At 63.9% G+C, this 26,235-nt stretch carries 26 protein-coding genes and 1 tRNA gene; 12 read left to right on the top strand and 15 right to left on the bottom strand.

What is annotated here, in order from left to right:
- Position 1: 1 nt before the first annotated feature.
- Both KYE46_RS13605 and KYE46_RS13610 read left to right on the top strand, forming a co-directional pair.
- A complete protein-coding gene (locus KYE46_RS13605; protein WP_219001196.1) occupies positions 2 to 985 on the top strand; it encodes an imelysin family protein in 984 nt (327 codons plus the stop codon).
- Positions 985 to 2,070, top strand: coding sequence for a DUF1513 domain-containing protein (locus KYE46_RS13610; protein WP_219001198.1), 1,086 nt, complete (start codon positions 985 to 987; stop codon positions 2,068 to 2,070). Before KYE46_RS13605 ends, KYE46_RS13610 begins: the two co-directional genes overlap by 1 nt.
- Positions 2,071 to 2,149: 79 nt before the next feature.
- On the opposite strand, the gene KYE46_RS13615 is transcribed toward KYE46_RS13610, so the two are convergent.
- Positions 2,150 to 2,234 (bottom strand) — tRNA-Leu (locus KYE46_RS13615).
- Positions 2,235 to 2,508: 274 nt separating this feature from the next.
- Between KYE46_RS13615 and KYE46_RS13620 the strand changes: the two genes are divergently transcribed.
- Complete coding sequence (locus KYE46_RS13620; protein WP_219001200.1) at positions 2,509 to 3,000, top strand: Hint domain-containing protein; 492 nt, start codon at positions 2,509 to 2,511, stop codon at positions 2,998 to 3,000.
- Positions 3,001 to 3,101: 101 nt separating this feature from the next.
- Here the strand turns inward: KYE46_RS13620 and KYE46_RS13625 are convergent, their stop codons facing one another.
- Entirely contained in the window at positions 3,102 to 4,652 is a 1,551-nt protein-coding gene (locus KYE46_RS13625) for an NAD(P)H-hydrate dehydratase (protein WP_219001202.1), read from the bottom strand.
- Positions 4,653 to 4,837: 185 nt separating this feature from the next.
- Here KYE46_RS13625 and KYE46_RS13630 point away from each other — a divergent pair, with 185 nt between their 5' ends.
- Both KYE46_RS13630 and glnA read left to right on the top strand, forming a co-directional pair.
- Complete coding sequence (locus KYE46_RS13630; RefSeq protein WP_219001204.1) at positions 4,838 to 5,176, top strand: P-II family nitrogen regulator; 339 nt, start codon at positions 4,838 to 4,840, stop codon at positions 5,174 to 5,176.
- Between the two features lie 72 nt (positions 5,177 to 5,248).
- Positions 5,249 to 6,655, top strand: coding sequence for a type I glutamate--ammonia ligase (gene glnA, locus KYE46_RS13635; protein WP_219001206.1), 1,407 nt, complete (start codon positions 5,249 to 5,251; stop codon positions 6,653 to 6,655).
- Between the two features lie 73 nt (positions 6,656 to 6,728).
- On the opposite strand, the gene KYE46_RS13640 is transcribed toward glnA, so the two are convergent.
- The 9 genes from KYE46_RS13640 to KYE46_RS13680 form a co-directional block, all read right to left on the bottom strand.
- A complete protein-coding gene (locus KYE46_RS13640) occupies positions 6,729 to 6,923 on the bottom strand; it encodes a hypothetical protein (RefSeq protein WP_219001208.1) in 195 nt (64 codons plus the stop codon).
- 178 nt (positions 6,924 to 7,101) lie between these two features.
- Positions 7,102 to 7,299: a hypothetical protein gene (locus tag KYE46_RS13645; protein ID WP_219001210.1), complete on the bottom strand. Its 198-nt coding sequence runs from the start codon at positions 7,297 to 7,299 to the stop codon at positions 7,102 to 7,104.
- Between the two features lie 55 nt (positions 7,300 to 7,354).
- The gene (gene scpB / locus KYE46_RS13650; protein ID WP_219001212.1) at positions 7,355 to 8,053 is read right to left on the bottom strand and encodes an SMC-Scp complex subunit ScpB; all 699 of its coding nucleotides are present in this window, start codon (positions 8,051 to 8,053) and stop codon (positions 7,355 to 7,357) included.
- Complete coding sequence (locus KYE46_RS13655) at positions 8,050 to 8,850, bottom strand: segregation and condensation protein A (RefSeq protein ID WP_219001213.1); 801 nt, start codon at positions 8,848 to 8,850, stop codon at positions 8,050 to 8,052. The genes scpB and KYE46_RS13655 overlap by 4 nt, the downstream gene beginning before the upstream one ends.
- Positions 8,843 to 9,841: a glycoside hydrolase family 3 N-terminal domain-containing protein gene (locus tag KYE46_RS13660; protein ID WP_219001214.1), complete on the bottom strand. Its 999-nt coding sequence runs from the start codon at positions 9,839 to 9,841 to the stop codon at positions 8,843 to 8,845. Before KYE46_RS13660 ends, KYE46_RS13655 begins: the two co-directional genes overlap by 8 nt.
- 1 nt (position 9,842) lies before the next feature.
- Positions 9,843 to 10,865 carry an SPOR domain-containing protein gene (locus KYE46_RS13665; RefSeq protein WP_219001215.1) on the bottom strand — a complete coding sequence of 341 codons (1,023 nt, stop codon included), beginning with the start codon at positions 10,863 to 10,865 and terminating at the stop codon, positions 9,843 to 9,845.
- A gap of 80 nt (positions 10,866 to 10,945) precedes the next feature.
- On the bottom strand, positions 10,946 to 12,673 hold the full coding sequence (argS, locus tag KYE46_RS13670; RefSeq protein ID WP_219001216.1) for an arginine--tRNA ligase: 1,728 nt from the start codon (positions 12,671 to 12,673) through the stop codon (positions 10,946 to 10,948).
- 75 nt (positions 12,674 to 12,748) lie between these two features.
- Complete coding sequence (locus KYE46_RS13675; protein WP_219001217.1) at positions 12,749 to 13,072, bottom strand: hypothetical protein; 324 nt, start codon at positions 13,070 to 13,072, stop codon at positions 12,749 to 12,751.
- Between the two features lie 47 nt (positions 13,073 to 13,119).
- Positions 13,120 to 14,310 carry a deoxyguanosinetriphosphate triphosphohydrolase gene (locus tag KYE46_RS13680; protein ID WP_219001218.1) on the bottom strand — a complete coding sequence of 397 codons (1,191 nt, stop codon included), beginning with the start codon at positions 14,308 to 14,310 and terminating at the stop codon, positions 13,120 to 13,122.
- Positions 14,311 to 14,398: 88 nt separating this feature from the next.
- Between KYE46_RS13680 and KYE46_RS13685 the strand changes: the two genes are divergently transcribed.
- From KYE46_RS13685 to KYE46_RS13695, 3 genes are all read left to right on the top strand, one after another.
- Positions 14,399 to 14,728: a HesB/IscA family protein gene (locus KYE46_RS13685; protein ID WP_219001219.1), complete on the top strand. Its 330-nt coding sequence runs from the start codon at positions 14,399 to 14,401 to the stop codon at positions 14,726 to 14,728.
- Between the two features lie 82 nt (positions 14,729 to 14,810).
- On the top strand, positions 14,811 to 15,995 hold the full coding sequence (locus KYE46_RS13690) for an acyl-CoA dehydrogenase family protein (protein ID WP_219001220.1): 1,185 nt from the start codon (positions 14,811 to 14,813) through the stop codon (positions 15,993 to 15,995).
- Positions 15,992 to 17,038: an acyl-CoA dehydrogenase family protein gene (locus KYE46_RS13695; RefSeq protein ID WP_219001221.1), complete on the top strand. Its 1,047-nt coding sequence runs from the start codon at positions 15,992 to 15,994 to the stop codon at positions 17,036 to 17,038. Before KYE46_RS13690 ends, KYE46_RS13695 begins: the two co-directional genes overlap by 4 nt.
- Before the next feature lie 90 nt (positions 17,039 to 17,128).
- Here KYE46_RS13695 and choV read toward each other — a convergent pair whose 3' ends face one another.
- From choV to choX, 4 genes are all read right to left on the bottom strand, one after another.
- Positions 17,129 to 18,157, bottom strand: a complete 1,029-nt coding sequence (gene choV / locus KYE46_RS13700; protein ID WP_219001223.1) for a choline ABC transporter ATP-binding protein — start codon at positions 18,155 to 18,157, stop codon at positions 17,129 to 17,131.
- The gene (locus KYE46_RS13705) at positions 18,154 to 18,564 is read right to left on the bottom strand and encodes a GFA family protein (protein ID WP_219001224.1); all 411 of its coding nucleotides are present in this window, start codon (positions 18,562 to 18,564) and stop codon (positions 18,154 to 18,156) included. Before KYE46_RS13705 ends, choV begins: the two co-directional genes overlap by 4 nt.
- Positions 18,561 to 19,457 carry a choline ABC transporter permease subunit gene (gene choW / locus KYE46_RS13710; RefSeq protein ID WP_219005116.1) on the bottom strand — a complete coding sequence of 299 codons (897 nt, stop codon included), beginning with the start codon at positions 19,455 to 19,457 and terminating at the stop codon, positions 18,561 to 18,563. Before choW ends, KYE46_RS13705 begins: the two co-directional genes overlap by 4 nt.
- A 221-nt stretch (positions 19,458 to 19,678) precedes the next feature.
- Positions 19,679 to 20,623, bottom strand: a complete 945-nt coding sequence (choX, locus tag KYE46_RS13715; protein WP_219001226.1) for a choline ABC transporter substrate-binding protein — start codon at positions 20,621 to 20,623, stop codon at positions 19,679 to 19,681.
- A gap of 94 nt (positions 20,624 to 20,717) precedes the next feature.
- Here choX and betI point away from each other — a divergent pair, with 94 nt between their 5' ends.
- From betI to betA, 4 genes are read left to right on the top strand one after another with little or no spacing between them, the layout of a single operon-like run.
- The gene (betI, locus tag KYE46_RS13720) at positions 20,718 to 21,290 is read left to right on the top strand and encodes a choline-binding transcriptional repressor BetI (RefSeq protein WP_219005117.1); all 573 of its coding nucleotides are present in this window, start codon (positions 20,718 to 20,720) and stop codon (positions 21,288 to 21,290) included.
- Positions 21,287 to 22,807, top strand: coding sequence for a choline-sulfatase (betC, locus tag KYE46_RS13725; protein ID WP_219001228.1), 1,521 nt, complete (start codon positions 21,287 to 21,289; stop codon positions 22,805 to 22,807). Before betI ends, betC begins: the two co-directional genes overlap by 4 nt.
- A 23-nt stretch (positions 22,808 to 22,830) precedes the next feature.
- Positions 22,831 to 24,276 carry a betaine-aldehyde dehydrogenase gene (betB, locus tag KYE46_RS13730; RefSeq protein WP_219001230.1) on the top strand — a complete coding sequence of 482 codons (1,446 nt, stop codon included), beginning with the start codon at positions 22,831 to 22,833 and terminating at the stop codon, positions 24,274 to 24,276.
- Complete coding sequence (gene betA / locus KYE46_RS13735) at positions 24,277 to 25,947, top strand: choline dehydrogenase (RefSeq protein ID WP_219001232.1); 1,671 nt, start codon at positions 24,277 to 24,279, stop codon at positions 25,945 to 25,947.
- Positions 25,948 to 26,235 lie beyond the last annotated feature (288 nt).

The following is a 26,235-nucleotide window of genomic DNA, read 5'->3' on the forward strand; positions in this document are numbered from 1 at the left end:
CATGCGCCTTGCAACCCTCACCTTGATCGCCGCACTGCCCTCCGCAGCCGTGGCACAGGATCATCAAGCCGCGATCGACGCGGCCCTCGACATGCATGTCTTGCCCGGCGTGACGGCCTTGGCAGAGACCAGCGAGACACTTGCTTCCGTGGCGGCCGAGACCTGCGGCGGCCACGACCTCACCGCGGCCTACAATGCGGCGTTTGACGCCTGGGTCCACGTCAGCCACCTGCGGTTTGGTCCGTTCGAGGCAGACAACCGGGCGTTCGCCTTGGCCTTCTGGCCGGACAGCCGGGGGGCGACGCCGCGGGCTCTGACCCAATTGATTGACGACACGGACCCTGTGATTGACGCCGAATACGCGAGCGTCTCAGTTGCGGCGCGGGGCTTCTACGCAATGGAGTTCCTGCTGTTCGATGATGATATCTCGACCCGCTGCGATCTGGTCCGCGTGATGGCTCGGGATATCGCCACAACCACGGCCGCGATTCGGGATGATTGGACAGGCACCCACGCCGAGCTGATGCGCACTGCAGGCGAGAACGATCGCTATCAATCGGAAGCCGAGGCGGTGCGGGCGTTGTTCAATGCGCTGACCACCGGGTTGGAGTTCAACGCCGATGTGCGCCTGGGTCGCCCCCTCGGCACGTTCGACCGCCCCCGCCCCAACCGGGCCGAGGCCCGCAGGTCAGAGCGGTCGCTGCGCAATCTGGCGGTCTCGATGGAGGGGTTGGCCGAGTTGTCAGCCGCCCTGACGTCCGCCATGCCCGATCTCCACGATGACATGATCGCGGCCTTCGATGCGGTGATTGCAGGATTGGAACAGCTGGATGATCCGACGTTGGCCAGCGTTGCTGATCCACAAGGTCGGCTCCGGATCGAGGCGTTGCAGCAACGGATCAGCGAGCTACGCCAGCTCATCTTGACCGAGATCGGCCCGAGCCTTGGCGTATCGGCCGGCTTCAACTCGCTGGATGGCGATTGATGGTCCCCCGCCGCACCGTCCTCGGGGGGCTGATGGCCACCGGCCTCGCGCCCACGGCCACTTGGGCCGATGCGGGCCAGCCTACCTATGTGACCGCCGCGCTCCGGCCCGACGGAGTTTACACCTTGTGCGGATTGGACGGCGCAGGCCAGATCACGTTCGAGGTTCCTCTGCCCGCCCGAGGTCATGCCGCAGCCGTCCATCCGACCCGCCCCGAAGCCATCGCCTTCGCCCGCAGACCCGGCACCTTCGCCCTCGTGATTGATTGCAGCACCGGACACCAGATTGCCCGCGTCACGGCGCCGGAAGGGCGGCACTTTTACGGGCACGGCGCGTTCTCTGCCGATGGATCGTTACTCTACACGACCGAGAACGACTTCGACGCGGCCAGAGGCATTGTCGGCATCTGGGATGCCCGCCAAGGCTACAGGCGCGTCGGTGAATTCGCATCCGGCGGCATCGGTCCCCACGACATCCTCCGCCTCCCCGGCACCGAGACCCTCGTCGTGGCGAACGGCGGGATTGAGACGCACCCCGACAGTGGCCGCGCGAAGTTGAACCTCCCCACGATGCGGCCCGATTTGAGTTACCTGACCCCCGACGGAACCGTGCTGGAGCAAGTGGAATTGGATGCCGACCACCGATTGGCATCCATTCGGCATCTCGATGTTTCACCGGACGGGACGGTGGCCTTCGCCATGCAATGGCAAGGCGACCCTAACGAAGCCCCGGCTCCTCTCGGCCTGCATCAAAGAGGCAGCTCACCCGCCCTCCTTTCTGCGGACAATGCCGACCACTTGGAGCTTCAGGGTTACGCAGGAAGCGTCGCCTTCTCCAATGACTCGCAACTTGTGGCAATCACCTCGCCTCGCGGCGGTGTTGTGCAGGTATTCCGTGCTTCCGACGGGGCGATCCTGAGGTCAATAACCGCCGTCGACGCCTGCGGTCTGAGCAGCCACAGCGATCGCGGTTTCTGCTACACGAGCGGAGAAGGGCACGTCGCATTTTGGGAACCGGGAGGACGAACCGTGGCCCTTTCGGCTCATCCAAGGGCTTTCGACAACCATTTGATCCGGGTCAGCTAAGGCGTGCGGCGGTCCGTCCCGGTAATACCGCTGTCGTTCGAGGAGACGGGAAAGGTTGCAGAGCAGCGAGTCTGTTGAATGGTGCGGGTGAAGGGACTCGAACCCCCACGCCTCGCGGCGCCAGAACCTAAATCTGGTGCGTCTACCAGTTCCGCCACACCCGCACTGTGGCTGCACTTAGCAGGGCATTCTCGGCAAATCGAGACCAAAATTCACCCCTGCATTAACCCGCCCGTAACTTGGTTTCGCCCATATTGTGCCTCAATTCGCCGCGAGAACTTCCTGAGCACGGGCTGCCACCCGGAATCTGAGGGGATGACCATGACCAACACTGCACCGTCCATTGAAGAAAAAACTCGCCCGATGGGCGCCGATGCCGTAGACTCGCTTGCACAAACACGAGGCAACAAATGCCCGAACGAGCGAGCAGTAGCACCCATGACCAAACCTTCCCCGCGGCCCGCCGGTCGCGCGGGCAGCAAGACCAATGCCTGTGAGGCTGGCCTTGCGCCCGGTACCAATGTTCTCACCATGGACGGGGCCATCCCCGTTGAATTCCTCAACCCCGGCGATCGGATCATCACGCGTCGCGGCGTGCGCAAGTTGAAGGCGATCATGCGTCACAACCTGCCCGAGGGCACGCCGCGCGTCGTCATCTCCGCCGATGCTCTGGGGGGAAAGCCGTCCACGGACATCACCCTCATGCCCGGGCAGCGGCTGCTGGTGCGCGATTGGCGCGCTCAGGCGCTTTGGGGCAAGGAAATCGCCGCGCCGCAAGCCGCGCGGCTGGTCGATGGCGAGCACATCCGGACCGAGACCAAGGGCCGTCAGATTATGCTGTCGCTCTATTTCGGCGTGCCGGAAATTCTCTATGCCGACGGTCTCGAACTGGCCTCTGCCGACAAGCCGAAAGTGGCCGCCAAGGCTTGAACGGAAGGGCGTGTTCTGACGCGCCGCAGAAAGCATCGGGCTGACATCATCAGACGGCGTCCCCACGGGCGCCGTTTCTTTTTATTCGCCGCGAAACCGATTTAGACGCCCATGTCACGCAGCACGCGAGGCACCATTTCGGGCAAATCCTCGGCGATCAGTCCCGGACCGAACGCGCGGGCGGCTTCCACGTGGAGCCAGGTGGCGTCGGCGGCGGCCCTGTGCAAATCATCGGACCGTGCCGCCAGTCCGGCAATCAAGCCCGCCAGCACGTCCCCTGCCCCGGCCGTCGCCAACCATGGCACGCTGCGCGCGCAATGGGCCGCGTGGATGCTGCTGCGCCCGTCGGGCGAGGCGATGACCGTGTCCGCCCCCTTCAACAGAACCACCGCGCCGGATCGCTGCGCCGCCTCGCGGACCGCGTCGAGCTTGCTGATGTCACCCGCGTCGAGGGCTGCGTTCTCGTCCGGAAACAGGCGTCCGAACTCGCCGCCGTGGGGCGTGAGGATCACCCGCTCAGGTTCGCCCACGGCCGCTATGGCCTCGAACAGTTCGGAGGGATCCTCTTCGAAGCTGGTCAAGGCATCGGCATCGAGCACGACGAAGCGGGGTCCGAGGGCTGCGCGCACCATGGCTCGGGTCTGCTCACCCACGCCCAAGCTAGGCCCTAGGCAGAGGGCTGTGAAACGCGCGTCCTCGAGGATCTCGGACAAGCCGGCCGCGCCCCCGCAGCGACGGGTCATGATCGCCGTCAGCTGCATCGCGTTTTCCGCGAGGGCCGTGGGCGGCGAGGCGACGGTCACCAGCCCGGCCCCGATCCGAAGCGCCGCGCGCGCGGCCAGCCGCGCCGCGCCCGTCTTGCTTGGGCCGCCCGAGACGACAAGCGCATGGCCATTGTCATATTTGTGGCCCGTCTTCTTGCGGAAATTGGGAAGGATGTGCGGCGTCCCCTCGGTGGGAGGCACCATCGGGACCGCGTCGATGAGCCGGGTTGTGTCAGCGCCGAGTTTCCCGCGCCAGTGCGACAGCCCGAGGTCCACGACCTCCAACGCGCCACAGCAGGCCGGGCCGTCCGCGATGAAGTGGCCGATCTTTGGCACCTCGAAAGTGACCGTCAGATCGCATTTCGGGACAGAGCCTTCGCGCGCCAGCGGGATACCGCGGTCCAGACACAGGCCCGAGGGAGCGTCGACGGCGACAAGCGGCGCGGCGCAATCCCCCAACGCTTTCAGCACTGACAAAACCTCGCCGGCTGGCGCACGGGTCAGGCCCGTTCCGAAGATGGCGTCCACCACAATGTCGGTGTCGGTTGCTGCCTCCAGATTGGCGCGGGTGAGCGGCGCCACCTCTCCTTGCCACGCCGCACGGTTGGCGCGCGCGTCGGGTGGCATCGCTTCGGCGTCACCCATGCCCAGAACGCGGACGTCCCACCACCGTTCGGCCAGCAACCGCGCGATCACGTAGCCGTCGCCCCCGTTATTTCCCGGACCGCATAGGATCGTGGCCGACTGTGCTTCGGGCCATTGCCGCAGAATGGCCGCCACGACACCCGCGCCGGCGCGTTCCATCAGCGCAGCGCCCGTCACCGCGCCGGCCTCGATCGCCGCGCTCTCGATCCCGCGCATCTGGGCCGCTGTCACCACTTCCGTCATTGATCCTCCGCCGTCGATTCACTTGTGCCCAATTTTTAATCGCTGTGATTAATTTTTGATCTCTTGTCGCAAATTCTCAGCCACATTCCGCCGCCCCTCCCCGTCTCGCATGGACGCCAACTCCGCAAAATGGTGTCACGTGCCGAAGGCTGCCCAACGGCTGCGGCGAGGAGGACCTGGGAACCATGAAGAAAATCGAAGCGATCATCAAACCGTTCAAGCTGGATGAGGTCAAAGAGGCCCTTCAGGAGATCGGCATTCAGGGTCTTAGCGTGACCGAGGTCAAGGGCTTCGGACGTCAGAAGGGCCATACCGAACTCTACCGTGGCGCCGAATACGTCGTCGACTTCCTGCCGAAGGTTAAGATCGAAGTCGTTCTCGCCGACGATCTGGCTGACGCCGCGATCGAGGCGATTATCAACGCGGCCAAGACCGACAAGATCGGCGACGGCAAGATCTTCGTCTCCGACATCAGTCAGGCCATCCGCATCCGCACCGGCGAAGCGGGCGAAGACGCGCTGTAAAAATCCAATCATCGGCCCCCCGATCGGGCGTGGCCCCCTCAAAATCCCTTACGAACTCAAGGAACAATCACGATGAGCACAGAGAGCTTTCTGAAAATGATGAAGGACGAGGACGTAGCCTACGTCGACGTCCGCTTCACCGATCCGCGCGGCAAACTGCAGCACGTGACACTGATCTGCGACGAGGTGGACGAGGACTTCATCGAGGAAGGGTTCATGTTCGATGGCTCCTCCATCGCCGGTTGGAAGGGCATCGAGGCCTCCGACATGAAGCTGATGCTGGACACCGACAGCGCCTATATCGACCCCTTCTACGCCGAGAAGACCCTCTGCGTGCATTGTTCGGTGGTCGAGCCCGACACCGGCGAAGCCTATGACCGCGACCCGCGCGGCACCGCCGAGAAGGCCGAGGCCTACCTCAAGTCCTCCGGTATCGGCGACGTGTTCTACTGCGGTCCCGAAGCCGAATTCTTCATCTTCGATGACGTCCGTATCTCGGTCGACATCAACAAGGTCGCCTATGAAGTTGACGCCCAGGACGCCTCCTGGAACGGCGATACCGAGTACGAGATGGGCAACATGGGCCACCGCCCCGGCATTAAGGGCGGCTATTTCCCGGTCAACCCGATCGACGCCTCCCACGATCTGCGCTCCGAGATGCTCTCCACCATGAAGAACATCGGCATGAAGGTCGACAAGCACCACCACGAGGTGGCGTCGTGCCAGCACGAGCTTGGCCTTGTCTTCGGCAGCCTGACGAAACAGGCGGACGAGCTGCAGAAGTACAAGTACATCATTCACAACGTGGCCCACGCCTACGGCAAGTCGGCAACCTTCATGCCCAAGCCGATCGCCGGGGACAACGGCACCGGGATGCACGTGAACATGTCGATCTGGAAGGACGGCAAGCCGCTCTTCGCAGGTGACAAATATGCGGACCTCTCGGATGAGGCACTGTGGTTCATCGGCGGCATCCTGAAGCACGCCAAGGCGCTGAACGCCTTCACCAACCCGTCCACCAACTCCTACAAGCGCCTGATTCCGGGCTTCGAGGCCCCCGTCCTGCGCGCCTATTCGGCCCGCAACCGCTCGGGCTGCGTGCGGATCCCGTGGACCGAGAGCCCCAAGGCCAAGCGTGTGGAGGCCCGCTTCCCCGACCCGGCGGCGAACCCCTACCTCTGCTTCGCGGCGCTCCTGATGGCGGGCCTCGACGGCATCCAGAACAAGATCAACCCGGGCGATCCGTCGGACAAGGACCTCTACGACCTGCCGCCGGAAGAGCTGGCCGGCATCCCCACCGTCTGCGCGTCGCTCCGCGAAGCGCTGGACGAGCTGGAAGCCGATCACGAGTTCCTGCTGAAGGGCGATGTCTTCACCCGCAGCCAGATCGAAGGCTACACGGCGCTGAAGTGGGAAGAGGTCTACGCCTACGAGCACACGCCGCACCCGATCGAGTACAAGATGTACTACAGCTGCTGATCTGACTGAACATGCACGAAAAAAGGGGCGTCCAAGCGGGCGCCCCTTTTGTTTTATCCTCGCGCCGACTTGCCTATTTCGCGGCCCGCTTCGATGCGAATGTCGCGCCGTCCTGACGGCTGGCGAGCTTTGCCTGCTCTGCCTTGAACGCCGTCAACGCGCGGTCATGACTGCCGCCCATCGCAATACGGTTAACGTGGATATCTACGGATCTTTCGCCATCGCGTCCTGCAACAAAGCGCAAGAAATTGCTGACCAATCGCTCCATAACACTGCCTCTTTTCTTGTTGTTTTTGACTTATCCACAGGGACTGCCGGTGAAATAAGGCAAAAACTGGGCAGAGGCGGGCAGCGACCGAAGCTACCGCGCAAGTGTGGCCGCGCGGCCACCACTGGGCACCGCGTTCAAGGCGGTCTCATGGGTCTGTCGAAGCCGGAGGTGGGCGCTACATCCGGCCAATGCGGCGGAACATGCGCATCGCGCCGCGCGCTTGCTGCACGGCGCCGCGCGCCTGTCTGCGTTGGTCCGAATTGGGCGGCGCCCCGTCCCGACCGCGCGTTGCACGGTTGATGCCGGCATCGATGCCCTTGTGGACGACACGGTTGATGACCTGCCGCAAGATCATGTTGATAATTCGGTTCATTGGGTAACCCCCTGTTGCCTGTGACCGCGACATTAACAGATTAACGCGGCAAAATTCAGGCGTCGTCCTCGAAGACCGACACGTCGTCGTCCGGGGCCGCTTCCGCATCGTCGCTGAACATGTCGCCAGTGTTCTCGTCGCGCGCCTCCGGCGCATCTTCGGCTTCCGGCGGCCGGCTTTCCAGCAGCCCGGCATCGCGGAGTTCCTTCAGCCCCGGCAGATCGCGCGCGGATTCGAGGCCGAAGTGATCGAGAAAATCCTGTGTGACAACGTAGGTCACCGGACGGCCGGGCGTCATGCGACGCCGTCCGAACTTGATCCAATCCAGCTCGATCAACTGGTCGACGGTGCCCCGGCTGACGCTAACCCCGCGAACTTCCTCGATTTCCGCGCGCGTGACGGGCTGGTGGTAGGCCACGATGGCGAGGGTCTCGATCGCCGCCCGGCTGAGCTTGCGTTGTTCGACCTGCTCGCGCGCCATCAGGAATCCGAGGTCCGCGGCGGTGCGAAAGGCCCAGGCGTCTCCCACCTTCGTCACCTGCACGCCGCGCCCTTCGTAGCGGCGGCGCAACAGGTGCAAAGCCTCCGCCGGGTCGGAGCCATGGGGCATCCGCGCCTCCATTTCCGACAGGCTGACCGGTTCGGCGGAGGCAAAAAGCAGCGCCTCGACCATGCGTTCCTGCTCGGCCAAAGGGGGGGCGCGGAACAGGCTTTCCTCGGTCTGGGGCTCGGGGCGATCGGGCGTATCGGTCATGGGTCTTTCCGGCGCATTTGGATGGGCGAGAACGTCTCGGATTGGCGGATTTCGACGCGGCCCGCCTTGGCAAGCTCCAGCGCCGCGGCGAAGTTCGCGGCCGCGGCCGATCGGCGCTTGGCGGGGTCCGTTGTCCAGCCGTCGGGCAAATAGGACATCAGGTCGGCCCATTCGCCCATGTAGCCCACCATGCCGCGCAGACGGTCGAGCGCTTCCTCCATGGTCAGCACGGCCTCGCGATCCATCACGAAGGGGCGGAATTCATCCTTGGTCCGGATGCGCGCATAGGCCTGCATCAGGTCCAGAAGGCCGGCCGTATAGGTCACCTTGCGGTTCGTCGTCATCGCCTGCGGCTGTCCGCGCACGAAGCGATCCCGCCCGAGCCGGTCGCGCGCCATCAACCGCGCGGCGCAATCGCGCATGGCGGCGAGGCGCTCCAACTGGAACGCCAGATGCGCGGCGAGGTCTTCGCCCGATGGCCCCTCCTCCCCCGGTTCCGGCGGCAGGAGCAGCTTGGATTTCAGGAAGGCCAACCAGGCCGCCATCACGAGGTAGTCGGCCGCCAGTTCGATCCGCAACTGCCGCGCTTTCTCGATGAAAACAAGGTATTGCTCGGTCAGGGCGAGGATCGAAATCTTGCGCAGGTCGACCTTCTGGGTCCGCGAGAGCGTCAGCAAGAGGTCCAGCGGGCCCTCGTAGCCATCGACGTCGATGATCAGCGCCTCCGCCTCGCGGCGGGCGCTGACTGCATCCCAATCGTCGCTGTTGGCCGGCTGCCCCGCGCCTGTCTCAGACATAAACCTCTCCGCCCAGAAGGTCGGAAAGGTCTTGCTCAATGGCCTCGATGTCAAGCGGATCAGGGGTTTTCCGCTGAGCCAAGGCCGCGTCGCAGCGCTGTTGCGAGAGGCCGTCGAGCGCCCCGGCAGCGATGACGACGTCATGCATTTCCGCAAGGTCGCCGTTGCAATGGAGGATCAGGTCGCAGCCCGCCGCCTTGGCCCGCGCGGCGCGTTCCCCGATCGGGCCGGGCAAGGCCCCCATGGAGAGGTCATCTGTCATCAACGCGCCCCGAAAGCCGATTTCGTCTCGGATGAGGGTGATCATCTCCCGGTCCATTGTTGCGGGCAGTTGGCTTCCCAAGGCCTCGAAGACGATATGCGCGGTCATGCCAAGCGGCAGCGTGTTGAGCGCGCGGAAGGCGGCGAAATCCACATCGGTCAACGTGGCGCGATCCTCGGCCACGCGCGGCAGACCCTTGTGGCTGTCGGTCAGCGCCGCGCCATGACCGGGGATGTGCTTGAGCACCGGCAGCACGCCACCCGCCATCAGCCCCTCGGACACCGCGCGCGCCACGTCCACGACCGTCTCCACATCGCTGCCATAGAGGCGATTGCGCAGGAATGGATGCGTATCCGACCGCGCCACATCGGCCGTGGGGGCGCAGTTGACGTCGATCCCGACGGCGCGCAATTCATGGGCGATCAGTCGATAGCGCAGGGCCATGGAGCGCGCTCCACCGCGCTTGACCTGATCCAGCGGCGGCATCCATTCGCGCCAGATCGGACCACGCATACGCTGCACGCGGCCCCCTTCCTGATCGATCAGGATCGGCGCGTCATGGCCGACGCAGTCCCGCAATTCCGATGTCAGATCAGAGACTTGCGCGGCATCTTCTATGTTGCGGGCAAAAAGAATGAAGCCCCATGGCCGCGCCTCGGCAAAAAAGGCGCGCTCCGCCCTGGTCAGGGCCAACCCCTCGCAGCCGAGGATGGTCGCCGAATGGCTCATCCTAGCGTACGGTGACAGGGATGCAGGCCGCACCCTGCGCCACGAGGGCCGCGCAGAAGCGGCGCGAGGCCGAGAGGTCGGCAAAGCCGTGGGCGCGCAGGCGGTAGAAGGTCTGGCCGCCCGACGTCGCCTCTTCGATGACCCGTGCGCGGCCAAGGAAGAAATCCGGGAAGTTGCCGGTCAGGCGTTCCCATTCGCTCCGGGCGAGCGCGGGCGAGTCGAAGGCGCCGAGCTGAACGAGGCGGGTGCCGGGATCCAACTCGGAAGTCGCGATCTCGAAGCCCTCGTCGTCCTCGATCACACCGGCCACGGCGGGGGTCGGGGTGAGGACGGCCGCCCGGGCCGAGAGCCCTGCGGGCCGGAACGCCGGCCGGGGCGAGCGGCGCACGCCGGGGGTGGAAACCGGGATGACCGCCGCGCGCGAGACGATCTCGATCTCTGCCGCGTCGGGCTCTTCCACGGCGGGGGCGTCCATGTCGCTCAGCGGCGTGGCCTCCTGCAGCAGGCGCGCGATCAGGGCATCGGTGGATTCCTCGGGAACGACCTCGGGCACCACCTCTGCGTCGATATCCGGCAGGGCGGAGGAGGCGTTCTCGAAGGCCTGCTCCTCCGGTTCCTCGGTCGCGCCTATTTCGGCGGCGGCGAGGTCCTGGGGCGGCGGTGCGAGAAGCAGTTGGTCCGGCACCGGCGCGGCCTCGGCCCCTTCGGCGAGGCGGTTCACCGCGAGGCCCTGATTTTCGGCAATCGATCCGCCCGGATTGTCGGGGGCCACGCGCATCGGCCCGTCGAGCGCGCGGATCACCGGCACATCGGCCACGTCGCGCACCATCAGTTGAAACGCCCAGACGCCCATTCCGATAACAAGCCCCATGGACACCAAGGCCCCGGCCCAGTTGACCAATTGCGTCACCCGCGACGCATCCATCGGAGCCGCCGCAGGGGCCTGCTCGTAACCATAGTCATAGCCATCATCATAGGAATACGCGCCAGAGGAATGATCCCCGGAATATTGGATATCTGCCATGCCCGCCTCATCGCCCGGTCACAGCGCACCGCGCCGGGTCATTTTTGCCTGTGTCTTCCGGTCGCGAGAGGTCTTGCGCCTCACATTTGGTCGACCGGAGTGACCCCCAAAATACCAAGCCCGTTCGAAATGACAATCGCCACGGCGGAAATCAGGCACAATTTCCCGGAAGTCGCCGACGGATCATCCTCCTGGAAGAAGCGCAGGTGGGTTTCGGTGTTGCCCTTGTTCCACAGCCCGTGGAATTCCGACGCAAGATCATAGAGGTAGAACGCGACCCGATGCGGCTCGTGGCCCTTGGCGGCAATCTCGATCAGGCGCGGGTATTCGGCGATCTTGGCAGCAAGCGCGAGCTCGGCCGGATCATTGATGGCATCGAGATTTGCCGGATCGACCTTGATCCCGGCCTCCTCCGCCTTGCGCAGCACCGACTGGATCCGGGCGTGGGCATATTGCACGTACCACACAGGGTTGTCCTTGGACTGCTCGCGCACGCGGTCGACGTCGAAATCCAGCGGCGCATCGTTCTTGCGGGTGAGCATGTGGAACCGGGTCACGTCCGAGCCCACCATCTCTACCACGTCGGCGAGGGTCACGAAGGTCCCTGCCCGCTTGGACATCTTCAGCTCCTCGTCACCGCGCCGCAGCTTCACCAGCTGCGTCAGCTTCACGTCGAGCGGAACGGTGCCGCCCGAAAGCGCCGAGACGGCCGCCTTCATGCGCTTCACATAGCCGCCGTGATCAGCTCCGAAAACGTCGATCAGCTCGTCGAAGCCTCTGGAAACCTTGTCAAAATGGTAGGCGATATCCGGGGCGAAATAGGTCCAGGAGCCGTCCGATTTCATCACCGGGCGGTCCACGTCGTCGCCGTGCTCGGTGGATTTGAACAGCGTCTGCTCGCGCGGCTCCCAATCGTCGGGCTTCTTGCCTTTCGGCGGCTCGAGGTAGCCTTCATAGATCAGGCCCTTGCCCCGCAGATCGTCGATCGCAGCCTCGATCCGGCCGGTGCCGTAGAGGGATTTCTCGGAGTAGAAGACGTCCATCTCGACGCCGAGCATCGCCAGATCCTTGCGGATCAGGTCCATCATCTTCTCGGTCGCGAACTCCCGGACCTCGGCCAGCCATTCGGATTCAGGCTGATCGACATAGGCCGTCCCGACCTTCTCGGCGAGCGCTTCTCCGACCTCGATCAGGTAGTCACCGGGGTAGGTCCCATCCTCGAAGGCGACCTCTTGGCCGTGGGCTTCAAGGTAGCGCAGATAGACCGACCGCGCGAGCACGTCGACCTGCGCGCCGCCGTCGTTGATGTAGTATTCCCGCGTCACATCGTAGCCCGCGACATCCAGAAGCGAGGCCAGCGCATCGCCGAAGACGGCGCCCCGCGTGTGGCCAACATGCAACGGACCAGTGGGATTTGCGCTGACATATTCGACGTTTACGCGTTTGTTCTGGCCCATGTCGGAACGCCCGAAGGCCGAACCCTGATCGAGCACCTGCCCGATCACGCTGCGCCAGACATCGCCCGAGAGCCGCAGATTGAGAAACCCCGGCCCGGCCACGTCGACACTCTCGAGCCGGGCGTCATCGGCCAACCGGGCGGCCAGCGCCTCGGCCACATCGCGGGGCTTCTTGCCCGCGGGTTTCGCCAGAACCATCGCCGCGTTCGTCGCCATGTCGCCGTGGCTCGGATCGCGCGGCGGCTCCACCGTGACGGCGCGCGTCTCGAGCCCCTCGGGCAGAGTGCCATCGGCAACGAGGCCGCTGATGGCAGCCAGAACGGTTTCGCGGATCTCGGCGAAGAGGGTCATGAGCGGTGTCCTTTTAAGATCATCGCGGGGTGTACCACGGCGCTCGCCAAGGTCAATGCAGGCGCGCGGCGCGTTTCACGGCTCGCAGCGGATGTAGGTGTGGGCCGTATTCTCGAAGACGGCCACGAGCCCATCGACCGCGGCCGCCCCGACCAACAGTCGTGCGGCAAAATCCTCTTCCTCGTCGCCGGTGCAGGTGGCGTCGTAGAGGTAGATTTCATCCATGTCGCGAACGTTGATCGGGTTCGACAATTCGCAACATTGCTCGCCCAGACAAAGGGTGGGAAACGACAGGGAGGCTGTCTGTTCGCCCCCTGCTTCGAACCCCTCGGCGGGACAGGTAAGCCCTTGATAGAAAAGGCCATCCTGCGGAAAGGCATGGGCAGATGTCAGGGTCATCAAAAGGACCACCGCAGGGGTGGTCAGGCGTGCGCAAAAAGACATGTTCAGGCTCCAAAATTGAGCGAGTTGGGTCCGTTCACTGTGCCGACATCCGTGCCACCGATCAACCTGTGGTGGATTTGCAGGGCAAACCGGTCGGTCATGCCCGAGATGTAATCTGACACGATCCGCGCCAATGCGGTGCCATCGCCTGCGACGTCTTCCACATCCTTGCGCCATTGTTTCGGCAGTTCCTCGGGATGTTCGAGGAAGAAGGGGAAAAGCTCTTCGATCACGCGGGTCACTTCCTTGCGCATCACCACCACCGAGGGCGCGCGGTACATGCGGGTGAAGAGGAATTTCCGGATGACCTGCAGATCCTGGAACAGGCCACTGGAGAAGCGGATGATCGGCCGGCCCGCCAGACGGATGTCCATCGGGCTCTGTGGCTCGATCTCGGCCAGAACGGCACGGGCGTTATGGAGCACATCCTCGACCAGAACGCCGAAGAAACGCCGCAGCGCTTCATGGCGGCGCCGGTAATAGTTGAGGCCGGGGTAGAGGCCGTCCACGGCTGCGAAGCAATCGCGCAGGATCGGAAGCTCGGCCAACTCGTCGGTCGAGAACAGCTCCGCCCGCAGCCCGTCGTGAAGGTCGTGATGGTTGTAGGCAATGTCATCGGCCAGCGCGGCCACCTGCGCCTCGGCCGAGGCATGGGTGCTCAACTCGAGGTCAATTCCGGCGCAACTGGCCTTGAGTGCCCACGGTAAGGGCTCGGCGACAGGACCGTTGTGTTTCGCAATGCCCTCAAGGGTTTCCCACGTCAGGTTCAAGCCATCGAACTCGGCGTAATGACGCTCCAGATGGGTGACGATCCTGAGCGCCTGCGCGTTGTGATCGTAGCCGCCGTATGGCGCCATCAAGGCCTGCAACGCGTCCTCACCGGTGTGGCCGAACGGCGGATGCCCCAGATCATGGGCCAGCGCGACCGTTTCCGTCAGATCCTCATCCAGCCCGAGCGACCGCGCCATGGTCCGCGCCACCTGAGCGACCTCCAGCGAGTGGGTCAGCCGGGTACGGAAGTAATCGCCCTCGTGCTCAACAAACACCTGCGTCTTGTGCTTGAGCCGGCGAAAGGCGCTGGAATGAATGATACGGTCCCGGTCCCGCTGAAACGGTGAGCGGTGGGCGCTTTCTTCCTCCGCCACAATGCGGCCGCGCGTGGCGTTCGGGTCGCATGAATAAACTGCACGCATGGTCTTTGCCTCCAACGGGGCGATCTTGTCCCGCGCCCTCGGCCTCCATATATTGTACCTGAACGCGATTTACGACAGGTGAACGCCCATGCTTTCCATTCCACCAAAGGTCACGGACCGCGCCTTCGCGCGATTGGCCGAGATCAACGAGGACGCCGACACGCCGCAAGCCCTGCGCGTTGCGGTGGAAGGGGGCGGCTGCTCGGGGTTTCAGTATGAAATCAAGCTCGACACGCCCGCCTCCGACGATCTGGTGCTGGAAGGTCAGGGCCAGAAAGTCGTCGTCGACACCGTGTCCCTGCCCTTCCTTGCCGATGCCACGATCGACTTCTCGGAAGAGCTGATCGGCGCGCGGTTCACCATCGACAACCCCAATGCCTCTTCGTCCTGCGGCTGCGGCACCTCGTTCTCGATGTAGGCCCCGCGCGCTGTAACGTGGCGTTCCCGCTGGCATTTTGCCGGGTCCCTGCTACCGTGACGTGAGCCACGGGAGGGGTCGGATGGATCTGTCATTTTCGCCGCGGGAGCTTGCCTTTCAGGCCGAGGTTCGGCGCTTTCTGCAAGAGGCTTTGCCCCCTGAAATCGCGGAGCGTGTCGCCCATGGCAAAGGCCCGACGCGGGACGACATGGAGCGCTGGCACGCCATATTGAATGAAAAGGGATGGCTTAGCGGCAACTGGCCCACGACGCATGGCGGTTGTGGGTGGGGGCCGATCGAGCAGCATATCTTCGAGGAAGAAAGCGCGCTGGCCAACGCCCCTCGGATCGTCCCCTTCGGCCTGAAGATGCTGGCGCCGGTCCTGATGAAATTCGGCACGACCGCGCAGCAGGAGGAATATCTGCCACGCATTCTGGACGGTCGCGACTGGTGGTGCCAAGGCTATTCCGAGCCGGGCGCGGGCAGCGATCTTGCCTCTCTCAAGACCCGCGCCGCGCGCGACGGGGATCATTACATCGTCAACGGCCAGAAGACTTGGACCACCCTGGGGCAATACGCCAACCGCATCTTCTGCCTTGTCCGCACCGCCACCGAGGGCAAGCCGCAGGCGGGGATCAGTTTCCTGCTCATCGACCTCGACACGCCGGGTATCGAGATGCGGCCGATCCGCCTGATCGAGGGCGGATACGAGGTGAACGAGGTGTTCTTCACCGACGTTCGCGTGCCTGTCGCCAACCTTGTCGGCGAGGAGAACGAGGGTTGGACCATTGCCAAGTTCCTGTTGGGCCATGAGCGCACGAACATCGCCGGCACCGGTTTTTCGGTTCAGGCTCTGGAAAAGGTCAAAGCACTGGGGCGCACCATTCAGAGAGGCGGCAAGCCCCTGATCCAGAACCCGCTTTTCGCCGCGCGTCTGGCCGAGGTCGAGGCGGAGCTGGACGCGATGAAGATCACCAACCTGCGCATGTTGTCAAAGGCGGCGCAGGGCGGAACGCTCGGGGCCGAGCCTTCCATGCTGAAGATCAAGGGCACCGTGATCCGTCAGGCATTGAACGACCTTGCGCGGCGCGCGCTTGGGCCGGCAGCGGCCCCCTTCCCGTCCGAAGAATTGGACAACCTGGCAATCACACCGGCCGAGCACGCCCATGCGGCGGCGGATTACTTCAACAACCGCAAAATCTCCATCTACGGCGGCTCGAACGAGATTCAGCGCAACATTCTGGCCAAGGAGATGTTGGGGCGATGAACTTCGAACAAAGCGATGATCGCCGCATGCTATCGGAAACCCTTCGCCGCTATCTGGCGGAGGCTTACGATATCTCCCACAGGAATGCCGTCGCTTATGACGCGCCCTACCACGACCCGGAAAAGTGGGCGGAGCTGGCCGAACTGGGCCTGTTTTACGCTCTGGTCAGTGAGGACAAGGGCGGCATGGGAGGGCACGGCTTCGACATCGTGACCGTCTTCGAGGAATTGGGCCGCGCGCTTTGTCCGGAACCTGTCTTGGGTCAACTCATCGCGGCCTCCTTGATGGCGGATTTGGACGATCTGATGGCAGGCACCCGCTACGCTGTGGCGTTGAGCGAGCGTGACGCCCCCTATGACCTCTCCGATATAAGCACGGAGGCCGTGAATGATCGGTTAACGGGGCGCAAGTCCGTGGTTTACGGCGCGCCTGCCGCCGAGATCTTGCTGGTCGCGGCCCGTCAGGGAGATGAGATTTCGTTGTGGGAAGTCCCTGCCTCTGAGGTCGAGATTTCCGGCTATGCCATGATCGACGGCGGGCCGGCGGGGGAAGTGTTTTTCGACGACACGCCGGCAAAGCTGGTGGCCGCAGACGCGCGCAAAATGCTTGCCAATGCGATGGACCGGGGGGCTCTTGCGCTTTGCGCCGAGGCGCTTGGCGCCATGGATGTCGTGCAGGATATGCTGGTCGATTACCTCAAGACGCGCAAGCAATTTGGCCAGCCCATCGGCGCGTTTCAGGCGCTCCAGCACCGCGCCATCGATCTGGCGATCGAGATCGAACAGGCGCGGTCCATCGTGATCCTTGCGGCCTCGGCGGAAGGGACGGAAGCTTTTCCGAAACGTGCCGCCCAGGCCAAACATCTGGTTGGAAAGATCGCGCGACTGGTCGCCGAGGAGGCGATCCAGATGCATGGTGGGATCGGGATTACCTGGGAGTATCCCCTGTCCCATTACGCCAAGCGCCTGGTGATGATCGATCACCAGTTAGGCGACAGCGATTGGCACCTGGAGCGGCTGATGGCCGGTTTGGCGGCGACGTGAGGGAGCCTCCGGCGGGAGTTGTATTGGCCAAGATGAAGGAGCGGCGCGCATTTTAGACAAATTGTCTTTGATGCGGCGGGCGGCGTGATTTCAGCTTGTTGGTTCGGAGGTGCCCAATCGCGCGGCGATGCTGTGGGGGGTGACGGTTCCGATCACCTTGTCGTCCTCCTCGACCGCGAAGGGTGCGGGGCTTTCGGCGAAGCGGGCGAGGATGTCTTTCACCGGGAGTTCAGAGGGGATGCGGGGGGCGTCGGTGACGGTTTCCACCATGACATCACGGGCGGTGAGGACGCCGAGAGGGTTCATGTTGGAGACAAATTCCGCCACGTAGTCGGTGGCGGGTTCCGAGAAGATCTGGCGCGGGGTGCCGATCTGGACGATGCGGCCGCCTTCGAGGATCGCGATGCGGTTGCCGATCTTGAAGGCCTCGTCGAGGTCGTGGCTCACAAAGATGATCGTGCGCTTGAGGTCGCGCTGCAGGTCCAGCAACTCGTCCTGAAGCTTGGCGCGGATGAGCGGATCGAGGGCGGAGAAGGGCTCGTCCATGAGGAGGATCGGCGCGTCGGTCACGAAGGCGCGCGCCAGACCCACGCGTTGCTGCATGCCGCCCGAGAGCTCGCCCACCTTGCGATCTGCCCATTCCGACAGGCCCACAAGCGCCAGTTGCCGCTCGACCGCCGCGTTGCGTTCGGTCGCGGATTGCCCTGCGAGCTCAAGCCCGAGGCCCACGTTTTCGCGGACCGTGCGCCATGGCAGCAGGCCAAACTGTTGGAAGACCATGGAAACGCAGGTTTGGCGCAGGTAGCGCAGGTCGGGTTTGCTGGCGCCCGGGAGCGTGCAGGACCAGGCGCCGTCGTTGATCTCCACCTCGCCGCGCGCGACGGGGTTGAGGCCGTTGACCGCGCGGAGAAGGGTGGATTTGCCGGAGCCGGATAGCCCCATGAGGACGAGGATTTCCCCCTCCTCCACGTCGAGGGAGCAATCGTGGACGCCCAGGACATGCTCGGTGGCGGCTTGGATCTCGCTCCGTGTGGCGCCCTCATCTGCGAGTGCGAGCGCCTGGCTTGGTCGCGGTCCGAACATGATGCAGACGTTGCGGAAGGAAACGGCGGTGCTCATCGGGTGACCTCGTAGCGCAGGATGCCGGCGACACCGTCGGCGGGGCCTCCGTCGTTGGGGTGGTGTTGGCCGTCGTTGACGACGACCTCGGACAGGTGGAACGGCGACTGCCCCTCGAGACAGGCGAGGTTCACGCCGTATTCATTCGGGTTCGAGCGGCGGCGGTGGTGGGTGTAGATGCCGCAGCTCTTGCAGAAGTAGTGCTCGGCGACGCCCGTGTTGAATTGGTAGAGCGTGAGGTTGTCCGCCCCTTCGGTGATCGTCAGCCCGCCGAGCGCGGCCGAGACCGCCACCGCGCCGCGCATGGTGCAGAAGGAGCAATCACAGCGCCGCGCCGAGGCCAGTCCGCCCTTCAACTCGACCGTGAACTTGACTGTGCCGCAATGGCAGGCGCCGTCCAGCTTCATGTGCGCACCCGGAGAGAGCGGTCGAGGATGATGGCCACCACGACGATGATGAAGCCGCTCTCGAAACCGAGGCCGGTGTTGACCTGGTTGAGCGCGCGCACCACCGGCACGCCGAGGCCGTCGGCACCCACAAGCGCGGCGATGACGACCATGGAGAGCGAGAGCATGATGGTCTGGTTCAACCCGGTCATGATCTGCGGCAATGCATAGGGAAGCTCCACCTTCCAGAGCTTCTGGCTCGGGGTGGCGCCGAAGGCATCGGCGGCTTCCAGCAGGGATTTCGGGGTCGAGGAGATGCCGAGGTGGGTCAGGCGGATCGGGGCAGGCAGCACGAAGATCACCGTGGCGATCAGGCCGGGCACCATGCCGATGCCGAAGAAAACGATCGCGGGGATCAGGTAGACGAAGGTGGGCAGGGTCTGCATCAGGTCCAGCACCGGCCGCATCCATGCGTAGAGCCTCGGGCGGTGGGCGACCGCGATGCCGATGGGGACGCCCACGGCCATGCAGACCACACAGGCCGAGAGCACGAGGGTCAGGCTCTCGGTCGTTTCCTCCCAGTAGCCCTGATTGACGATGAAGAGGAAACCGATCGCGACCAGCGCGGGGACTTTCCAGCCTCGGTGCATCCACCACGCGAGCGCGGTGAAGATCGCGATGATCAGGAAGGGATGCAGCTCGGGCGGGTAAAGGAAGCTCGCGTCGCGCAGGCGGATGTCCTGAAACCACGAGGTGTTGGGCGGCTCCTGCAGGATCGCGAGAAAGACCTCGATCATCGCCTCCAGCGCCACTGCGAGAGCGTCGAAAAGGAACGCGCCATTGGATTGCAGCCAGTCGAACATGGCCTCGGCCCCGTCACCGATGCGCAGCTTGCATTCGCTCAGGAAACTGATCGGCCCGGTGATCTCGGGGTCGTAAGGGAAGGAGCAATCGGCGATGCCGTCTTCTCGCCACCATGTCTGGAAATCACTGAACCACGTCATGTCAGGGTCGTCCTGTCCGTAGAGAGAAGCCAGTCATCGCGAGACTTCTAAATGTCGTTAACCAATTGCGGCTAGGTTTGCCAAAGGGCCCGCCACAGGGCAGGCCCTTTTCCGTTTTGATCAAACGCGGCTCAGAGGCCGAGAGCTTCCGACACGGCGGCCTCGGCATCGCCACCGTCGAAGGTGGTCACGCCGTCCAGCCACGCCATGACGGCGTCGGGGTTGGCGGCCATCCATGCGGTCGCGGCGTCTGCGGGCTCTTCCCCGTCATCGAGGATCGCGCCCATGATCTCGTTCTCCATCGCGAGGCTGAAGGACAGGTTGTTCAGCAACGCGCCGACGTTCGGGCAAGCCTCCACGTAGCCGGCAGAGGTGTTGGTGTAGACCGTCGCGCCGCCCAGATCCGGACCGAACCAATCGTCGCCGCCTTCCAGATAGGTCAGGTCGAAGTTGGCGTTCATCGGGTGCGGCTCCCACCCAAGGAAGACGACCGGCTCATCGCGCTCGGAGGCACGGGCCACCTGCGCCAGCATCCCCTGCTCGGAGGATTCGACGACCTCGAATTCGGACAGGCCAAAGGCGTCGGCCTCGATCATCTCGATGATCAGGCGGTTGCCGTCGTTGCCGGGCTCGATGCCGTAGATCTCGCCGTCGAGCTCGTCCATTGCCCCGGCGATGGAGGCGAAATCGGTGATCCCGAGCGCCGCGCCGGCCGCGTTGGTGGCCAGCGTGTATTTCGCGCCTTCAAGGTTGGCGCGCACGGTGTCGACGGTGCCTGCCTCGCGGTAGGGGGCGATGTCCGCTTCCATGGTGGGCATCCAGTTGCCGAGGAATACGTCCACGTCACCCTCGGCCAGCGAGGTGTAGGTCACCGGGACGGACAGGACGAGGATCTCGGTCTCGTAGCCGAGCGCCTCGAGAACCACGGTCGTGGCCGCTGTCGTCGCGGTGATGTCGGTCCAGCCGACGTCCGAGAAGGTGACAGTGCCGCAGTCAGCGTGGCCATCGGCCATCGCGGCTCCGGCGGTCAGAGCGAGCGCGAGGGCGCTGGTCGCAGTTGCGCGAAAAAGGGTCATTACTTTGGTCTCCCGTTGGTGTCTGGTCTTTTTGTTGATTGACCAGTCAATTAAAAACATATTTCTGGTACATGGCAACAAGGAAGGTGTCGCGATGCCCCGTGTAGGTATGATGGCTATCCGTAAAGATGCACTTGTCAACGCAACGATCAGTGAGATCGGGCGACGGGGCTCGCTTGACGTGACCATGGGGCAGATTGCCAAGGCGGCGGGTGTCTCTTCGGCTTTGGCGCATCACTACTTCGGCTCGAAAGACCATCTTTTGTTGGCCGCGATGCGCGCGATCCTCGTGGAATTCGGCGCGGCCGCCCGGGCCGAGCTTGCCCGCGCGAGCACCCCGATGGAGCGGTTGACGGCGATTGCGACGGCCTCTTTCGGGGGGCGGAATTTCTGCCCGGACGTGATCTCGGCGTGGCTCACTTTCTACGTCATGGCGCAGCGTGATCCGCAGGCCGCACGGCTGTTGCGGGTCTACCAGCAGCGCCTCGTGTCGAATCTGATCCACTCCTTAAGGCCGTTAACGAATGACGCCCCGCGCATCGCAGCCACCGCGGCCGCGCTGATTGACGGTCTTTATATCCGCCATGCACTTGCCGATGCCGGCCCCCCTGATGCGGAGGCCGCAACCCGCCGCGTGACCGACTATCTGGAGCTTGCGATCCGATGAGCCACGCCGCCGAACATCCCAACATATTGATCCTGATGGTGGATCAGCTGAACGGCACCCTCTTCCCCGATGGTCCGGCCGACTGGCTGCACACGCCCAATCTCGACCGCCTCGCCGCGCGTTCGACACGCTTTGCCAATGCCTACACCGCCTCGCCGCTCTGCGCGCCGGCGCGGGCCTCCTTCATGTCGGGGCAATTGCCCTCGCGCACCGGGGTCTACGACAATGCGGCCGAGTTTGCGTCCTCGATCCCGACCTATGCCCACCACCTGCGCCGCGCGGGCTATTTCACCGCGCTGTCGGGCAAGATGCATTTCGTGGGCCCCGATCAGCTGCACGGATTCGAGCAGCGCCTGACCACCGATATCTACCCCGCCGATTTCGGCTGGACCCCCGATTACCGCAAGCCCGGCGAGCGGATCGACTGGTGGTATCACAACATGGGGTCGGTCACCGGTGCGGGCGTGGCCGAGATCTCCAACCAGATGGAGTACGACGACGCGGTGGCCTTTGAGGCGGAGCAGAAGCTCTATGACCTCTCGCGCGGCCATGACGCCCGTCCCTGGTGCCTGACCGTCAGCTTCACTCACCCCCACGATCCCTATGTCGCGCGGCGCGAGTATTGGGATTTGTACAATGAGTGCGAGCATTTGGCTCCACGGGTGGGGCCGATCCCGCTGGAGGATCAGGACCCCCATTCACGCCGCATTCTGGAGGCCAACGACCTCGAGAACTTCGACATTACCGAAGCCGATGTCGCGCGCTCGCGGCAGGCCTATTTCGCCAATATCTCCTACCTCGACGCCAAGATCGGCGGCATCCTCGACGTGTTGGAACGGACCCGGCAGGAGGCCCACATCGTCTTCGTCTCGGACCACGGCGACATGTTGGGCGAGCGCGGATTGTGGTTCAAGATGTCCTTCCTCGAAGGCTCGGCCCGGGTGCCGCTGATGATCTCGGCGCCCGACATGGCGCCGGGCCGGATCGATGCGCCGGTCTCCACCATCGATCTCTGTCCTACCCTTTGCGACCTCGCGGGCGTGTCGATGGCAGAGGTGATGCCCTGGACCGATGGCGAATCGTTAACGTCGTTAGGAAAAGGCGGCACGCGGGTCAGCCCGGTGGCGATGGAATATGCCGCGGAGGCCTCGTTCTCACCCCTGGTGGGACTGGTGGAGGGCCGCTGGAAATACACCAACTGCGCGCTCGACCCCGAGCAATTGTTCGACCTCGAAGCCGACCCGGACGAGCTGACCAACCTGGCCGAAGATCCCGCCCACGCCGCGACGCTGGAGCGTTTTCGCATCGCCGCCGCCGCCCGGTGGGACCTCGAAACCTTCGACGCCGAGGTGCGGCAATCCCAAGCCCGGCGTTGGGTCGTCTACGACGCCCTGCGCAATGGCGCCTATTACCCGTGGGATTTTCAACCCCTCCGAGACGCCTCCGAGCGCTACATGCGCAATCACATGGACCTCAATGTTGTTGAGGAAAATCAACGATTTCCCCGGGGCGAATGACCCCAACACCCGATAGGTGACCGATGCAACCGACCGCTTCTCATTTCGTTAACGGCAAGTACCTCGAAGATACCGATGGCACGCCGATGCCCGTGATCTTCCCCGCGACCGGCGAGGAAATCGCCATGGTCCACGCGGCAACCCCCGCCGTGGTCGAGGCAGCACTTGCCGCGGCCACGGCGGCGCAAGCGGAATGGGCCGCGATGATGGGGGTCGAACGCGGCCGCGTGCTGCGCCGGGCGGCAGACATCATGCGCGAGCGCAATCAGGAGCTTAGCGAGCTGGAAACGCTCGACACGGGCAAGCCCATTCAGGAAACGCTGGTCGCCGACGCCACATCGGCCGCCGATGCGTTGGAGTATTTCGGCGGCATCGCGGCGAGCTTGGGCGGCGAGCATATGCAACTTGGCGGCGACTGGGCCTACACGATGCGCGTGCCTCTTGGGGTCTGCGTCGGGATCGGCGCGTGGAACTATCCCACGCAGATCGCCGCATGGAAGGGCGCGCCGGCGCTGGCCTGCGGCAACACGATGATTTTCAAACCGTCCGAGCAAACGCCGCTTTGCGCGTTGAAAGTCGCCGAAATTCTGGTCGAGGCCGGGGCGCCGGCCGGCGTCTACAACGTGATCCAAGGTGCCGGAGAGGTCGGCCGCGCCTTGGTCGAGGATCCGCGCACCGACAAGGTCTCCCTCACCGGATCGGCCGCGACCGGCAAGAAGGTCTATGCCTCCGCCGCCGCTCGGATGAAGCACGCGACGATGGAGTTGGGCGGCAAATCGCCCCTCGTCATCTTCGACGACGCCGACCTCGAAAGCGCGGTATCCGGCGCGATCAACGCCAACTTCTACGCCTCGGGCCAGGTCTGCTCCAACGGCACGCGGGTCTTCGTGCAGAAGGGGATCAAGGAGGATTTTCTTGCGCAGCTGAAGGAACGGACTGCCAAGGCAGTGATCGGCGACCCGCGCGACGAGGCCACGAATTTTGGCCCGATGGTGAGTGAAGAACAGCTCGCGATCACTTGTTCTTACATCGAAAAAGGCCTCGAAGAACGAGCGCGGCTGGTCCACGGCGGTAAGCGGATCGACCGACCCGGCGCCTACGTGGAGCCGACCATTTTCGCCGATGTTACCGACGACATGACCATCGCGCGCGAAGAGATCTTCGGCCCCGTCATGTCGGTGCTGGATTTCGAGACCGAGGAAGAAGTTGTCGAGCGCGCCAATGCCACCGACTTGGGGCTCTCCGGCGCGGTCTTTACCGCCGACCTGACCCGCGCACACCGCGTCGTGCATGCCATCGACGCGGGCAGCCTCTGGATTAACCAATACAACCTGACCCCTGTCGAAGTGCCTTTCGGCGGCATGAAGGGCTCGGGCGTGGGCCGCGAGAACTCGCGCGCCGCGATCGAGCATTACTCACAACTCAAGACTGTCTATGTCGGCATGTCCCCGGTGGAGGCGGCATTCTAGATGGAAGCGGATTACGTCGTTATCGGTGCAGGATCAGCAGGTTGCGCGGTGACCTACCGGCTGGTCGAGGCGGGCAAATCGGTGCTGGTGATCGAGCATGGCGGCTCGGACTGGGGGCCGTTCATCAACATGCCCGCGGCGCTCAGCTATCCCATGGGCATGAAGCGCTATGATTGGGGTTACGTGACGGAGCCCGAGCCGCATATGAATAATCGCGTCATGGCGTGTCCGCGTGGTAAAGTCGTGGGCGGCTCCTCCTCGATCAACGGCATGATCTACGTGCGCGGCCACGCGAAGGACTTCGACACATGGGCCGAAATGGGGGCGGACGGCTGGTCCTACGCGGACGTCCTGCCCTACTTCAAGCGTGCCGAGACATGGCACGGAGACGCCGGTGACCCCGCCTACCGCGGCAGCAGCGGCCCCGTCCACATCACCCGTGGTGCGCGAAAGAATCCACTGTATCAGGCCTTTATCGAGGCCGGAGCCGAGGCAGGCTACGGCAAGACCGACGACTACAACGGCCACCGGCAAGAGGGTTTCGGCGCGTTCGAGATGACCGTCTGGAAAGGTAAACGCTGGTCTGCGGCGAGTGCTTACCTCAAGCCCGCGCTAAAGAAACCGAACTGCGACATGGTCCGCGGAATGGTTGAAAAGATCGAGATCGAAGAGGGCCGCGCCACGGGCGTGCGGTTGACGGACGGTCGCCTGATCCGCGCGCGCGCAGAGGTCGTTCTCTGTGCCGGGGCGATCAACTCGCCCAAGATCCTCATGCTCAGCGGAATCGGACCTGCGAAGCACCTGACGGACAAAGATATTCCCGTGGTGGCAGATCGCCCCGGCGTCGGACAGAACCTGCAGGATCACTTGGAGATGTACATTCAGTACTCCGCCTCCAAGCCCGTCTCCATCGCGCCCTATTGGTCGCTGTGGGGCAAGGCCCTTGTCGGGGCGCAGTGGCTGTTCACGAAGACAGGTCTGGGGGCGACGAACAACTTCGAGTCTTGCGGCTTCATCCGCTCCAAGGCGGGTGTCCAATACCCTGATATTCAATATCATTTCCTGCCGATCGCCGTGCGCTACGACGGCAAGACACCGCCCGGCGGCCACGGCTTTCAGGCCCATACCGGCCCGATGCGTTCCCCGTCGCGGGGCGAGGTCACCCTGCGCAGCAAGGACGCGACCGAAGCGCCGCGGATCCAGTTCAACTACATGTCCCACGAGCAGGATTGGCAGGACTTCCGCCGTGCGATCCGTTTGACCCGAGAGATCTTTGCAACCGGTCCGATGTCCGAGTTCGTCGACCACGAAATCCAGCCCGGTGACGACGCTCAAACGGACGAAGCGCTGGACGCGGCCATCCGCGAGCACGCGGAATCGGCCTACCATCCCTGTGGTACGGCCCGGATGGGGCGCCGCGACGATCCCATGGCCGTCGTTGATCCTGACACGCGGGTCATCGGCGTGGAAGGGCTTCGACTGGCTGACAGCTCGATCTTCCCGCTCATTCCCAACGGGAACCTGAATGCGCCGTCAATCATGGTCGGTGAGAAGGCTGCCGACGCGATCCTCGACCGAAAGCTGCCGGCAGAGAACCTGGAGCCCTGGATCGCGCCGCAATGGGAGACCGCGCAGCGTGAAAGCGAAGCGGAAACGCTCGCGGCAGAGTGAACTGCGCTGCGCTGTGAATAAACATTGAGAATGTGATACTGTCTGTCGGATTCCCTTGGCGACGTCTGTTAGAATTTATCGGAAATGTCCTTGCTGCACATTCCCGGACCTCCCCGGTTTTGCGCACCCACGGCCGTGGGCCTGCCGCGTATTCCCCAATTAATCGGGCGCTGTTGAAGGCAACTGCCTCGGCACTAGAGTTACGCGTCCCGGCGAATTATTAATCGCCCCTTCCGGCAAGTCGTAAATAAGCATAAACCAAACCGATGCCGCCCCTCGAGGAACGCC

Origin of the sequence: Gymnodinialimonas ceratoperidinii, from assembly GCF_019297855.1 — a bacterium.
In the GTDB taxonomy this organism is placed as follows: Bacteria; Pseudomonadota; Alphaproteobacteria; order Rhodobacterales; family Rhodobacteraceae; genus Gymnodinialimonas; species Gymnodinialimonas ceratoperidinii.